The organism is Robertkochia flava, assembly GCF_020166515.1.
GTDB lineage: Bacteria > Bacteroidota > Bacteroidia > Flavobacteriales > Flavobacteriaceae > Robertkochia > Robertkochia flava.
The window spans coordinates 115,571-130,313 of record NZ_JAINZT010000002.1; the positions used below are offsets into that span (position 1 = coordinate 115,571).

The following is a 14,743-nucleotide window of genomic DNA, read 5'->3' on the forward strand; positions in this document are numbered from 1 at the left end:
AAATTTAAGGAAATCTAATACAATATTGCCTAAGAAATTGTTAAGAACTCCATGCGATTTTCTTATTTTGCATCAAAACCCTTGTCCTTTTGAAAACAACTCCTTTTCAGATCTACAACGCCTCGGCAGGTTCGGGGAAAACTTTTACCCTGGTAAGGGAGTACCTGTGCATCTTGCTGGGTTCCACGAATAAGGACCTTTTCAAACAGGTCCTGGCCATTACCTTCACCAACAAGGCGGTCAATGAAATGAAGGAACGCGTACTGGAAAGCCTGGCCGGTTTCGCACGTCCCGCACAACTGGAAAAGCCCTCCCCGCTTTTTCTTGCGGTACGAGACCAGCTCGGGCTTCCTCCTGAAGTCATACAGGGCCGGGCCAAAAGCCTGCTGCATTACATTTTGCACAACTATGCTTTTTTCGATATTGTCACCATAGACAAGTTCACCCATCGCCTGATACGGACTTTCGCCCGTGATCTGGAACTCCCTCAGAACTTCGAAGTGGTCATGGATACCGAGAGCCTGCTCAAGGAGGCTATAGACGACCTGCTCTACCAGGCGGGGGAAGAGGAGATCCTGACAAAAACCCTGATACAGTTCGCCCTTGAAAAGGCCGATGACGACAAAAACTGGGATCTCAGCCGGGACCTCTACCAGATCAGCAAACTCCTTCTCAACGAAAATGACAGGCCCTACCTGGAGGGACTTAAGGGGAAATCTCTTAAGGATTTTCAAGGCATCCTCAGTCAGATTCGGGAGGAATCCGGCACTCTGCGTAAACAGCTTCAGGCCCTGGCCACCGAAGCCCTGGCCCGGATCAGCGAGGCGGGTATAGCTCACAACCACTTTAGCAGGAGCAGCCTGCCAAAATTCCTGGAACATATCCGGGAAGGGAACACGGGTCTAAAACTGGACGCCAAGTGGCTGGATACAGTCGATTCTGAACCCCTGTATCCGAAAAACACCAAAGGAGACAAGGCCGCTATAGATGCCTTACAGCCCATGCTTGCGGAAACTGTTAACACCATAAAAGCCGGACTGATCCGTTTTAAATTCCTACAGGCCTTGTACCGAAACCTGGCCCCAATGTCCCTGATCAATGCGGTGAACAAGGAAATGGCGCGCATAAAGGAAGAGCAACAACTGCTGCCCATCTCCGAATTTAATAACCTCATCGCCGAGGCGATACGGGAACAACCGGCACCGTTTATCTACGAACGTCTCGGGGAGCGATACCGCGATTACTTCATCGATGAATTCCAGGACACCTCAGCCCTGCAATGGAACAACCTGATCCCGCTTATCTCTAATGCCCTCTCCGGGGAATCCCTGGGCGGAAGAAGGGGAAGCCTCCTGCTGGTTGGAGATGCCAAACAATCCATATATCGCTGGAGGGGCGGCAAGGCCGAGCAGTTTATAGACCTCTACGGGAAACCGGACCACAATCCGTTTCATACCCCGAAAGAAGTGATCAATCTGCCTGTGAACTATCGCAGTCATGATGCCATCGTCAATTTTAACAACGATTTTTTCAGCTTTATTTCCAGATTCCTGAGCGACCCGTCTTACAGCGATCTTTTCGCCAGGCACAGCACCCAGGAAACCAATGGAAAAGCGGGAGGATTTATCCGTTTTGAATTTATAGATAAGGACCTCGAAGATACCGACCTGGCGCAACTGGAAAGCACCCTGGAAACCATCCATGGGCTAAAGGCCCAGGGTTATGAGTGGGGAGACATCGCCGTACTGAACCGGGGAAATAAGGAGGCGCTCAAGATCGCCCAACACCTTACCCAGGCGGGAATTCCCGTGATCTCCTCCGAATCTCTCCTTTTGAAAAATGACCCGAAGGTCAATTTCCTGGTGAACCTGGTAAAATACACCTACAGGGAAGAAGACCGGGAAAACCTGCTGGAGCTGTTGTGGTTTCTAGGAGAAAAGGCCGAAGTCCAGGACCTCCATCTATTTCTATCAGAAGCCCTCGATAATCCCGGAGAGGTATTCGCCGGGTACGGGTTCAGTAAAGACCTCTTCCGGGAACTCCCCTTCTACAATGCGCTCGAATACAGCCTTAAATGTTTTGAGCTGTGCGATGGAGATGAAGCCTACCTTCAGGCCTTCCTGGATACGGTGCTGGATTTTACACAAAAAGAATCAGGAAGCCTTGGCGATTTCGTAACCTGGTGGGACAACAAAAAGAAAAAACTCAGCCTTTCTGCTCCCGATCACGCCAATGCAATCCAGATCCTCACCATTCATAAATCCAAGGGACTGGAATTCCCTGTGGTGATCTATCCGTTCGCAGATTCAGACATCTACAAGGAAGTAGACCCAAAACTCTGGATCGCCCTTGAGGAGAATCCCTGGGATCTGACATCGGCCCTGTTTAACAAGAATGCAGAACTGGAAGATTTTGGAGAGGAAGCCGCGATGACCCTGGAAAACTACACCGCCAAACAGGAACTCGATACCTTCAATGTGCTGTATGTGGCTTTCACCAGGGCCGTGGAACGCCTGTACGTGATTTGCAAGGAAAAGACGAGGACCAACGGAGAGGAAAACCTGAAATTCCTCTCAGGAATTTTTATGAACTACCTTAAGGAAAAAGGATTGTGGCAAGATGGGGTAAGGACTTACGATCTGGGCGAAGCCGGCAAGCAGCTGGTCTCCGGGAAGCAACCAAACGCTCAGATCCGGGGCATTCCCTTTATCAGTAACGAGGGACTCCTGGATAACTATACTATTGTAACCACCTCGGGGAGTCTGTGGGGAACAGATGCAGAAGCCTCTATTGAGCGCGGACACCTCTACCACGACTTGTTGTCCATGATACGCTATCCTGAAGACCTGGAGGAGGTTCTCGAAGAGGCCCTTCTGAAGGGCGACCTTACCGGGCACAACCTCTCACAGACCCGGGAATACCTGGAAAAAGTGATCACCCATCCCGACCTGAAGGAATTCTTTAGCAGGGACTATGAGATCTACCGGGAACGGGAGCTTTTAACAGCACAGGGACAACTTTTACGTCCGGACCGGTTTATGATCGCAGGGGGAAAAGCCTGGATCATCGACTATAAAACGGGAGGCAGCAACCCAAAATATGAAAGGCAACTGGAGCAATATGCCAGGGCACTTCAGGATATGGGTCTGGAGGTCATTCAAAAGCTTTTAGTGTATATAGACGAAGAGATCAGGGTGGAGAAGCTTACTTAATACGAGGTTTCATAACTTTGCAAAAAAAATCTTTATGTACGGTAAAATCAAAGAATATCTCCAGCAGGAACTGGAAGACATCAAGGAAGCAGGACTTTATAAGAAAGAGCGCATTATCACCTCTCCTCAGGGAGCAGAGATCACTATATCTACCGGGGAAACCGTTATTAATTTCTGTGCAAACAACTATCTCGGACTTTCCAACCATCCGGAGGTGGTACAGGCTGCCAAAGACACCCTCGATTCTCATGGTTTCGGTATGTCATCGGTTCGATTCATCTGCGGGACGCAGGACATCCACAAAGAACTGGAGGCAAAGATCGCTTCCTATTACGGTACCGAAGACACCATTCTCTATGCAGCTGCCTTTGATGCCAACGGAGGCGTTTTCGAACCATTACTGGGCCCGGAAGATGCTATTATCTCCGACTCACTGAACCACGCCTCCATCATAGACGGGGTTCGCCTTTGCAAAGCCATGCGCTACCGCTACAACAATAACGATATGGCAGATCTCGAGGAAAAGCTGAAGCAGGCCAAGGCAGATAACGCGCGGTTCAAGGTTATTGTTACCGACGGGGTATTCTCTATGGACGGACTGGTAGCGCCCCTTGACGAGATCTGTGACCTGGCCGACAAGTACGATGCCCTTGTGATGATCGATGAGTGCCATGCCGCCGGATTCATAGGAGAAACCGGGAGAGGAACCCTGGAAGAAAAGAATGTTATGGGACGTATCGATATCATTACCGGAACGCTCGGAAAGGCCCTCGGAGGCGCTATGGGCGGCTATACTACCGGAAAGAAAGAGATCATCGAGATCCTTCGTCAGCGTTCCCGACCTTATCTTTTCTCTAATTCCCTGGCCCCGAACATCGTTGGCGCTTCCATTAAGGTATTCGATATGCTCTCTACAGACACCAAACTCAGGGACCAGCTCGAAGCCAACACCACCTATTTTAAAAAGGGAATGAAAGCAGCCGGATTTGACATTATAGACGGGGATTCGGCCATAGTACCTGTTATGCTTTATGACGCCAAACTCTCACAGATTATGGCAGATAAATTACTTGAAAAAGGAATTTATGTAATAGGATTTTTCTATCCAGTAGTACCGAAAAATAAGGCAAGGATCAGGGTGCAGCTCTCCGCGGCTCATACCCGGGAGCACCTGGACAAAGCGATAAGTGCCTTTACCTCAGTAGGTAAGGAATTAGGTGTCATTTAACGATATGTTATTAGGAATATCCCAAAAATTTATATATTTAGTTTTGTTAATAAGTTGTAACAACTTACATTTGTTTAGGAATTAACACTTAAAATCAAATAATTGGACATGAAACATCTTGGCAAAATTTTAGTTGTTTTCCTGCTGATCGCAGGTTTTAGCAACGTAAATGCTCAAGACCACAACAACCCATGGCAGGTTGGATTTGGAATAAACGCCATTGACGTTTATCCTACCAATTCTGACAAAGCTTTTGCAGGGGACTGGTTTGATGAGTATTTCAATCTTTCCGACCATTGGAACATACTTCCATCAATTACGACAATTTCCGTTTCCCGCTATGTAGGAGATGGTTTTTCTGTGGGAGTACGTGGTTCACTTAACCGGATTGACAAATTAGGTGACCTGGAAGCAGACGATCTTTCTCACTATGCTATCGACGGTACCATCAAGTACAATCTTGTTAAGGAAGCCGCCTTCCAACCCTACTTAGAACTCGGTGGGGGTTACACCTGGATCGATGAGATTGGTGCCGGGACGCTTAACGGAGGTCTTGGGATCAACTTCTGGTTCACCGATAATATCGGTCTGAACCTTCAGTCATCATACAAACACGTTTTCGAAGATTACGGAGTAGAACATTTCCAGCACCTGTTGGGTCTTAACATCAAGTTTGGTGGGACCGATACTGACGGTGACGGGATCTACGACAAGGACGATGCCTGTCCTGAGGTTGCCGGACTGGAGCAATTCAACGGTTGTCCTGACAGCGACGGAGATGGAATTGAAGATTCTAAAGATGCCTGTCCTAATGAGGCTGGATCTCTGGATATGAACGGTTGTCCTGACAGCGACGGTGATGGTATTGCCGACAACGTTGACGACTGTCCTGAAGTTCCCGGATTAGCTGAGTTCAACGGATGTCCTGACACTGACGGAGACGGTATTCCAGATAATAAGGACGAGTGTCCTAACGAAGCAGGTCCTGCAGAAAACAACGGATGCCCATGGCCAGATACTGATGGAGATGGTGTTCCGGATAAGGATGACCTTTGTCCAGAAAAAGTGGGTACTGTAGCCAACCAGGGATGTCCTGAGGTAACTGAAGAAGTTCAGGCTGCGCTTAACTCTTACGCAAGAACCATCCTGTTTGACACAGGTAAGTCTTCGATCAAAGCAGAGTCTGAGCAAGTATTAGCAGATATCATCGGAATTCTTAAGCAATACCCAGCTTCTACCTTTAAGGTTGAAGGACACACCGATTCTACAGGTAGCGAAGAACTCAACCTGAGACTTTCTAAAGAAAGAGCAAGTGCTGTTGAGCAGTATCTTGAGAACGCAGGTATCGCTCCTGACCGTCTGACCTCTGAAGGTTTTGGAGAAAGCAAGCCAATTGCTTCCAACAGAACTGCAGATGGAAGACGTCAGAACAGAAGGGTTGAAATTAACCTGATCAAAGAATAATCAGAAACCCGTTTCACTAAATACACTAAAACGCTCCGGCATTCCGGAGCGTTTTTTTATTTTTATACCTCATCACTTCTTTTTAAAATGCTATGAAAAGTTTCCTCTCTGCCACCATTTCGGAGATCGCCCAATTACATCCTGAGAATCTGCACGATTTGGTACTGGTGCTGCCCAGCAAAAGAGCGGGAGCCTTTCTGAAGAACGAATTAAAATCGGTTATTGATAAAACCACCTTTCTTCCTGTTATATACAGCATCGAAGAATTTGTACAGGAGATCTCAAACCTGGAGCAGGCTACCAACCTCCATCTCCTTTTCGAGCTTTACCGCACTTACGAAAAATGCACGCCGGAATCACAACGCGACCCACTTTATGAGTTTACGTCCTGGGCACAAACCGCCATCCAGGATTTCAATGAGATCGACAGGTATCTTATCCCTCCGGACACCATTTTTGATCATCTGTTCAACATCAAGGAGATCGATCACTGGACCAATTCCGGTTCACAGACAACGCTTCAAAAAAACTACCTTCATTTCTGGAAACACCTGAAGCAACTCTATCACGAATTCCGGAATACCCTGGCCGCAAAAGGCCTGGCCTACCAGGGCATGATCTACAGGGAAGCGAGTGAACAGGTAGAGTATTATATCCAGGCACATCCGGAAAGACCTCACTATTTTATAGGATTCAATGCCCTGAACAAGGCCGAGAGTCACATTATCCAGGAGATCCTTGCCAATTGTCCCGGCGAGATCTACTGGGACACCGACCGGCATTTCCTGGAAGATCCCGATCATGATGCCGGGTTGTTCTTAAGGCGAGTCCAGCAAGATTGGCCCCATATAAAAAAACAGGGGTTTAAATATATCGGCAATCATTACCATCAACCTAAAAACATCGAAATTGTCGGAGTCCCAGGCAATATACAACAAGCCAAATACATCGGAAACCTCCTTAAAAACCTCCACTCCGGACAGGGTAAACCCGAAGGAACAGCTGTGGTATTGGGGCAGGAAGCCCTCCTCCCAGCCGTTCTTAATTCCATTCCGGATGGGATCGACCAGATCAACATTACCAGCGGATTACCGCTGGAACTCACTCCTTTTGCCAGCTTTTTCGAAATTCTGATACACAGCTGGAGCAAGACCAGGAACAGCCTGTGGTATCACAAAGACCTGGACCGCATACTCTCACACCCGGCATGCCAGGGCATTATGCCGCAGCATGGAGTAGAACAATTCCTGGAGCGGATCGGAAAAGAAAATCTGATCTATATCCCCGGACAACGAATTCCCGAGCTTATCCCCGGAGATGAGAACCGGGCAGTGCTTTCCTTGCTTTTCCCGGAAGATACGGAGCATCTGTCAACCCTTATCGACAATTGCGCTGCGCTTACCCTTAAAATGCGGGATCACTACCGGGACAAAGAACATAAGAATCCTGTTTTTCTTCAGTACCTCTACCGTTTCTATCAGTTGTTTAACCAATTGCAGCATATCCGCACAACCTACACCTCGCTAACAGACCATCGCGCCCTCTTACAGGTATATCGTGACCTTTTGGTAAAAGAAACCGTAGATTTTAAGGGAGAACCCCTGACGGGACTCCAGGTGATGGGGATGCTGGAGAGCAGAAACCTCGATTTTGAAACGGTGATCATCAGTTCTGTCAATGAGGGAGTACTCCCTGGAGGAAAAAGCTTTAATTCCTTTATCCCTTTTGATCTGAAGATCCACTACGGACTACCCACCTATAAAGAGAAGGATGCGATATATACCTATCACTTTTACCGCCTTTTGCAGCGGGCCAAAAACATTTATATCATCTACAATACCGCCACGGAATCCCTGGATGGAGGAGAAAAAAGCCGATTTATACAGCAACTGCTCCTGGAAGACATTCCCGAACACCGTATCAGGGAAATACTCGCAAGTCCGGAAATTGAAAGTAAGGAAGTCGCCCTCTTATCCCTGGACAAATCCCCCGGTCTTCTATCGCGACTGCGCACCGTAGCAGGAGAAGGCTTTTCCCCGTCTTCTCTGACGAACTTTATCAGAAACCCGATCGATTTTTATAAGCAACGCGTACTGAGGATTCGTGAACTCGAAATGGTAGAAGAAACCGTTGCCGCCAACACCATGGGAACCATCGTACACGACAGCCTGGAAGAATTATACCTGCCCTACCTGAATAAAACACTGGAACTGGCCGACCTCAAACGCATCCGGGAAAACCTCAGCCCGGTGGTGGATAATAAGTTCCGGGAGTTCTATTCAGATCCGGAAACCGTAAGAGGGCAAAACCTGATAAGCTATCACGTAGCAAGACGCTATGTAGAGAAATATCTCGACTACGAAGAGAGCCGTATAAAGAAAGGTGACCGCATATGCATACTGGCCCTGGAAAATGATGTGCCGGTTGAATTCTCCATACCAGGTTTGGATTTCCCGGTAAAACTAAAGGGTAAGGTAGACCGCATTGAAGAGGTTAACGGGATCTGGACCGTAGTAGATTACAAAACCGGGACCGTAGAACCTTCAGACCTGAAGATCTATAACTGGGAAAATCTGACCGCCGATTACAAATACAGTAAAGCCTTCCAGGTGCTTTGCTACGTATATATGATGAAAGGCTACATTCCAGAAAACACCAAAGTACAGGCAGGCATCGTGAGCCTTAAAAAGATTAAGAACGGATTTATGCCCTTTGCCATCTCAGAGGGCCCCGGTTCCCGGAATTCAGATCCTAATATCACGGACGAAGTGATGGATGCCTTTGAAGCCCAACTTTTCACCCTGATCCGAACTATTTGCGACCCTGAACTGCCTTTTGTAGAAAAAGAAATAAAAAGTTATGATTACTAAAACGCAGCACATTCTCGAAGGAAAACACGAGCGCCCTATCCCTCTTGATCTTTACACCCCAAAACAGCAAAACGGAGACCTGGCCGTATTCTGCCATGGTTATAAGGGATTCAAGGACTGGGGCTGCTGGGACCTTGTAGCCCGTGAATTTGTGAGGGAAGGGGTTTCTTTTCTCAAATTCAACTTTTCCCATAACGGGGGTACCATCGAGCAGCCCATTGACTTTCCGGACCTGGAAGCCTTTGCCCTGAACAATTTCACCAAGGAGATGGACGATCTTCAAACGGTGATCGAATGGGTCTGTGGCGATGGCGCGTCCCGGGTAGAATCAGAGAACACGGTGAACATTCACCTCATCGGACATTCCCGTGGCGGAGGTATCGTTACCCTAAAGGCAGCAGAGGAAAACCGGGTTGCCACGGTAACCAGCTGGGCAGGAGTCAGTGATTTTAAATCGCGTTTTGCCGATAAGAAAGCCCTGGATTACTGGCGGGCAAATGGGGTGATCTATGTGGAAAACAGCCGTACCAAACAACAGCTCCCCCACTATTACCAGTTTTACGAAGATTTTGTGGCCAATGAAGAGCGCTTTACCATAAGAGCGGCTGCCACATCCCTGGACCTGCCGCATCTCATTGTTCACGGCACCGAAGACCCCACCGTAGACCTTAAGGAGGCCATGGCTTTGAAATCCTGGAATCCGGATGCCAGGCTCCATGTCATAGAAGGGGCCGACCACGTTTTTGGCGGCAAACACCCCTGGGAGGTCAATCGTTTACCCGGACATTTAAAAAATGCGGTAGACGCCACCGTTGACTTCATCAAACAGGAGTAAGGTGTCCCCGGGAAAGTCATTTACCTACTGGGTTGCAGCACTATTTTACGGACAAAAAAAATCTGAACCATCTGCCTGAATTTGAACCTTGGCATCAATTAATTTAATAGCTTAGGTGTCCGAAATTCTGCATTGTTAACCAGGACTATGAAGTTTACAAAAGTATCATCAGACAAGGAATTTGACCTTTCCAGATTTCCCAAGGGAGAGATCTCGAAATTTTGGCTGCACATTATCAATAACGGACTTGGAGAGCCTATCAGGGTACCCATCCTGGTAGCCAGGGGAAAGAAAGATGGCCCCGTTTTGGGCTTAAATGCCGCCCTGCACGGAAATGAGCTGAATGGGATCAATGTCATCCAGCGATTATTTGACCACCTCAACAACAATGACGACATCAACGGTACGGTAATCGGAATTCTCGTCGCCAATGTCCCAGGGGTACTTCTCGGGCAACGCAGGTTCAATGACGATTTTGATCTGAACCGCCAGGCACCGGGATCTGAAACAGGGATCGCGAGCAGCGTTTATATCAACAGGCTTATTGAAAGGGTTATCAAACACTTCGATTATTTCCTGGACCTGCATACCACCGGATACGGCAAACAGAATTGCTGGCATATCCGGGCCGACCTGAAAGACAAGGAAACCCGTAACCTGGCTCTACTTCAGAACCCGGAAGCCATATTACACAGCACCCCGGATGAACAAACCGTGCGCGGCTACGCTTCGTCCCTGGGAATAAAATCCCTGACCCTGGAGCTTAAGGATCCTTCTATTTTTCAACCGGATGTGGTAAATGACGCCATGGTAGGTATCTGGAATGTTATGCACCACCTCAACATGGTATCCTCCCCGGTTTCCTGCACCCTTGAAGACACCTGGCTCGTGGAAGGCTCCACCTGGATGCGATCGAATGCCGGAGGCATACTAACCGTATTTCCGGAACTGTTAAGCCATGTTGAAAAAGGAGAAAAAATAGCCGAAGTACGCAATATTTTCGGAGAGCTCAGCAGGGAGTTCTTTGCGCCCAGCAGCGGAATGGTCCTGGCGAAGAATGTGAACCCTATAGCCCAGACCGGAAGCGCCATCCTGAACCTGGCCCACAGCATAGAAAAAGTGCCCTGCAGGATTACTCCATAGCAGGGCACTGCACTGGTTATTTTTTAAGTCTTTTACTTCTTATCAGGTCGTGTTGGTCTTACCTCCACCTTACTTGGCAGGGTACGCGGATGCATTTTCAGCAGGTCCAACACCAATTCTCCAAGGTCTTCCGGTTGTATTTTCCATGCATCGGAGTCCTCATCCGGAGTATGACCGTTAAAGTGGGAGGCCACAGACCCGGGCATGATGGTGGTTACCTTGATATCGTACTGCCGCAGATCCAACATGGCAGCCTGCGTAAAGCCTACCACGCCAAACTTAGAAGCATTGTACCCGGAGGCTGTCGGAAAGAAATTGGTTCCGGCTAGACTCGCAAGGGTCATATAATACCCTTTCGAAGCTTTAAGGGCATCCATTGATGCTTTAAGGGTATAAAAAGCACCGGTCAGATTGGTGTCAATCATCTGTAACCACTGTTCCGGTTCCAGTTCATCTACAGGGGCAAAATGCCCCAGCCCCGCATTGGCCAGCACCAGGTCTACCTGCCCAAAGGCTTCCAGAACTGCAGCCACCGCTTTCTTTTCCGAATCCAGATCCCTGACGTCTGACCCAATTCCCAAAGCACGACTGCTGTCTTTGGAAAGTGTGGCAGCAGCTTTTTTCGCGTCTTCCGCATCGCGACCGCTGATGGCCACCCGCATTCCGGCATCCAGCAGGGTTTTGGCAATGCCGTATCCTATTCCTTTTGTTCCGCCCGTGATATAGGCTACTTTATCTTTTATCTCCATGTTTTAATGCTTTCTCATAAAGATAAGCGATTCATAGCGCAATGAAAATTCTGAGAATAACAGATCCCAAATTTTAACCTCATCTTAAAACATAGGTGCCGGAATACAGACCATATGCTAAAAAATCCTAAAATTAAGCCGGCTGGGAACCGGCATATACAGCCAGCTTACGGTAATGACAGATTTCCTGCTGGAATGCGGATTTCTTTGTAATTTCCATGTCAAATGGAGCTGTCAGAACCTTTACTATTACTATTACTTTTTGGTCTTGGAACCCTCGCCTTTGTCATCTCCACCATCTCAGGTGGAGGCGGTGCCCTGATCATGGTGCCGGTTATTAATTTTGCGCTGGGTGTAAGCAATACTGCACCCATTCTAAACCTGGGAACCTTTATCGGGAGGCCTTCCCGATTGGTCATTTTCCGGAAGCACATCCAATGGAAAGTGGTACAGTGGTATGCACCTGCAGCAATTCTCGGTGCCTGGACAGGATCTTGGCTCTTTAAGGAAATCAACCTGGAACGATTACAACTGCTGGTCGGCGTGTTTCTGATCAGTACCGTTTTTCAATTCCGGTTCGGCAAAAAGTCACAATCCTTCCCTATGAAACTCCCTTATTTCCTGCCCTTGGGATTCCTGGTTTCGGTATTCGGAACCATGATCGGTGCCATGGGGCCGGTACTCAATCCGTTCTATCTCAACCTCGGACTGGATAAGGAAGACCTTATTGCCACCAAAACAGCGAACGCTTTTATCATGGGCCTCGCCCAACTGGGAAGCTATACCTTTTTAGGCCTGCTTTCAGGGAAACTATGGCTCTACGGACTCGTCCTGGGATTGGGAGCCACACTCGGAAACATCTTAGGCAAACGCTTTTTAAAGGGAATGAGCAGTGTTCGCTTCCGTCAGTGGATGATCGGATTGATGGTGATAAGCGGAGTGATCTTACTGGCGAGGCAGTTGGGAGGATAGGTCTTTCTTATATCATAAACGAGTGACAGAAAAGAAACCATCACGTATTTTAAATCTTTCACCTCTGTGAAACAGGAAGGTGAAAAAGCAACTTCCTCCATCTATGGTAAAGCCTTCTTAGATTTGAACTCCGAGTTATCCCGCTGCAATCACCCCGAAAAAACATCTTCAATCTATTGAATATCAACTACTTCGTATTAAAATTCTGATAAAAATTAATTTTTGTTTAATCATATGTGTAACTTTATTAAACAATAAAAAATGCTATTATGAAAACGTATCAACTTTACTTTCAACCTTCACAAAAAATTATCGGATTTGCGATCATGCTATCGCTTTTGATGGTGCTCATGTCCTGTACCAATGACCAATCAGATCTTTACAATGACCAGGATGCATCCCTGACCGAAGTACAGGCCAAGGGAAAAAATATGGAGGAGAATGGCCCTGAAAAAGGACCTTCGATAGGGCAGATCGCTCTGAACAGTAATCCGGATGAATTCAACATCCTCGTGGCAGCCCTTGGGTATGTGGATGCCGAATTGAATGCAGGATTGGTTAATTTATTCGTAAACGGAACAGATCAGTACACGGTCTTTGCACCCACAGATGAAGCCTTTGTAAATGCTTTCACAGCATTGGAAATTCTGGAAGCAGGCGCTGATCTTAACGAGACCATTGCTTTAACCATAGAGAATGGAGAAGAGAAATATGAAAATTTCCCGAATATCGTCCTGAACGTTCTTTTATACCATGTTACTGACGGCCGAAGGAAGTCTAACAGTGTGCTACCTAAAACGGATAATCCAAAAACCATAGAAACCTTACTCGATGGTGCTACATTCCAGGTAAATAAAGATGGTAGCATCAATGCAGTGGGCAATACTTCACAGATCGTAATTATGGAAGACAGTCAGGGAGTAACTTACGATATCTCTGCCTCCAACGGTATTATTCATATTATCAATACGGTTATACTACCGGTAAACCCTGCCGACCTCCCATTAAAAGAATAAGACATGAACTGTAATCAATGAAATGTTTTCATTGCTTAAGTAAGGCCATCCTGAGAGGGGTGGCTTTTTTAGTTTCATGGACGAGTTACAGGAACGAGTTTCAAGGACTTACTTCCGTACCGCTTCCACCACATTTACCAATGGCGTAATAGGGATAATCCGGGATAACTGCAGGCCGGCTGCGTCAAAGATCTCACGGAATTGTTTCTCGGTGCGTTCCCTGCCGCCTATCAACAGCATGGTCAGATCCAGCCATTTATAGGGGTGCGGGTCGTTGCCGGAGGGAATCACCGCTTCCACCACCAGGACCTTACCATCCGGTTTCATGGCCTTAGCGCAATTGCTCAGGATCTTAACGGCCGAGGTATCATCCCAGTCGTGTACAATATGTCTCAGGATATAGGCATCTCCACCTTCAGGTACGGCTTGAAAAAAACTACCTCCCACACAGGAGCAGCGATCTGCCAACCCGCAATTTTCTATATTCTCTTCAGACCGCTTGATCACATGAGGAAGGTCAAACAGTACAGCTTCCAGCTCCTTGTGCGCACGAAGCAGGCGAATCAAAACTTCCCCGTTTCCACCACCCACATCCACGATCTTTTCACATGCAGAGAAATCGTAGTTCTCGATCATCGGCATGGTTTCTCCCCCGTGAAAATCGGTCATCATTCTATCGAAGATCTTCGCCTGATCCTGATGCTGATTAAAATATTCGAAGACTTTCTTGCCATGGTGCACTTCAAATCCGCCATTGCCCGTTTTTACGCTGTACAGTAATTCCTGGTAAGCAGGATAAAATACGTGCCCCATTCCCAGGGCCATGGCTTTGACGCTATGAGGATTCCCATACCGAAGGCATTCTGCCATGGGCGTCATAATGAACACCCCTTCTTCCTTTTCCCTGAAAACCCCTACTGAGGCAAGGGCCCTGAGCAATCTGTACAGGGCATCGGTGTCTGCCCCTGTCTTTTCTGACAGATCGCTTACAGATAGCAGGTCATTGGTTGCGATTATCTCGGCCAGGTCCAGCCTTGCTGCTGCATATAAGGCCTGGGTAACGGTATAACCGGTGATCATTTGGGTGAGTTGCTGGTGCGGTTGTATTTCCTGCATTTTAAAAACAATTGAAGTTGAACTTAATCCTCTGAATAACATGAAGTTACAACAATTCAGGGAGTAATAAGACAGAAATCGGCAGCGCACCGGAAACAGCCTAAGAACCGTCACCAATTCAAAACCCGGCACTTTCAG

At 47.6% G+C, this 14,743-nt stretch carries 10 protein-coding genes; 8 read left to right on the forward strand and 2 right to left on the reverse strand.

What is annotated here, in order from left to right; genetic code table 11:
* The first annotated feature begins 89 nt into the window (after positions 1 to 89).
* The 6 genes from K7R11_RS01030 (at position 90) to K7R11_RS01055 (ending at position 10,752) form a co-directional block, all read left to right on the forward strand.
* Positions 90 to 3,212, forward strand: coding sequence for a UvrD-helicase domain-containing protein (locus K7R11_RS01030; RefSeq protein ID WP_224487963.1), 3,123 nt, complete (start codon positions 90 to 92; stop codon positions 3,210 to 3,212).
* Positions 3,213 to 3,246: 34 nt separating this feature from the next.
* Positions 3,247 to 4,440, forward strand: coding sequence for a glycine C-acetyltransferase (kbl, locus tag K7R11_RS01035; protein ID WP_224487964.1), 1,194 nt, complete (start codon positions 3,247 to 3,249; stop codon positions 4,438 to 4,440).
* 108 nt (positions 4,441 to 4,548) lie between these two features.
* The gene (locus K7R11_RS01040; RefSeq protein ID WP_224487965.1) at positions 4,549 to 5,904 is read left to right on the forward strand and encodes an OmpA family protein; all 1,356 of its coding nucleotides are present in this window, start codon (positions 4,549 to 4,551) and stop codon (positions 5,902 to 5,904) included.
* Between the two features lie 92 nt (positions 5,905 to 5,996).
* On the forward strand, positions 5,997 to 8,774 hold the full coding sequence (locus K7R11_RS01045) for a PD-(D/E)XK nuclease family protein (protein ID WP_224487966.1): 2,778 nt from the start codon (positions 5,997 to 5,999) through the stop codon (positions 8,772 to 8,774).
* On the forward strand, positions 8,764 to 9,609 hold the full coding sequence (locus K7R11_RS01050; RefSeq protein WP_224487967.1) for an alpha/beta hydrolase family protein: 846 nt from the start codon (positions 8,764 to 8,766) through the stop codon (positions 9,607 to 9,609). Before K7R11_RS01045 ends, K7R11_RS01050 begins: the two co-directional genes overlap by 11 nt.
* Positions 9,610 to 9,756: 147 nt before the next feature.
* The gene (locus K7R11_RS01055) at positions 9,757 to 10,752 is read left to right on the forward strand and encodes a succinylglutamate desuccinylase/aspartoacylase family protein (RefSeq protein ID WP_224487968.1); all 996 of its coding nucleotides are present in this window, start codon (positions 9,757 to 9,759) and stop codon (positions 10,750 to 10,752) included.
* Positions 10,753 to 10,784: 32 nt separating this feature from the next.
* Here K7R11_RS01055 and K7R11_RS01060 read toward each other — a convergent pair whose 3' ends face one another.
* Positions 10,785 to 11,501: an SDR family oxidoreductase gene (locus K7R11_RS01060; protein WP_224487969.1), complete on the reverse strand. Its 717-nt coding sequence runs from the start codon at positions 11,499 to 11,501 to the stop codon at positions 10,785 to 10,787.
* A gap of 225 nt (positions 11,502 to 11,726) precedes the next feature.
* Here K7R11_RS01060 and K7R11_RS01065 point away from each other — a divergent pair, with 225 nt between their 5' ends.
* Together K7R11_RS01065 and K7R11_RS01070 are read left to right on the forward strand one after the other, a co-directional pair.
* Positions 11,727 to 12,473 carry a sulfite exporter TauE/SafE family protein gene (locus tag K7R11_RS01065; protein ID WP_224487970.1) on the forward strand — a complete coding sequence of 249 codons (747 nt, stop codon included), beginning with the start codon at positions 11,727 to 11,729 and terminating at the stop codon, positions 12,471 to 12,473.
* 269 nt (positions 12,474 to 12,742) lie between these two features.
* Entirely contained in the window at positions 12,743 to 13,489 is a 747-nt protein-coding gene (locus K7R11_RS01070) for a fasciclin domain-containing protein (protein ID WP_224487972.1), read from the forward strand.
* Positions 13,490 to 13,597: 108 nt separating this feature from the next.
* On the opposite strand, the gene K7R11_RS01075 is transcribed toward K7R11_RS01070, so the two are convergent.
* Entirely contained in the window at positions 13,598 to 14,605 is a 1,008-nt protein-coding gene (locus K7R11_RS01075; RefSeq protein ID WP_224487974.1) for an acetylserotonin O-methyltransferase, read from the reverse strand.
* Positions 14,606 to 14,743 lie beyond the last annotated feature (138 nt).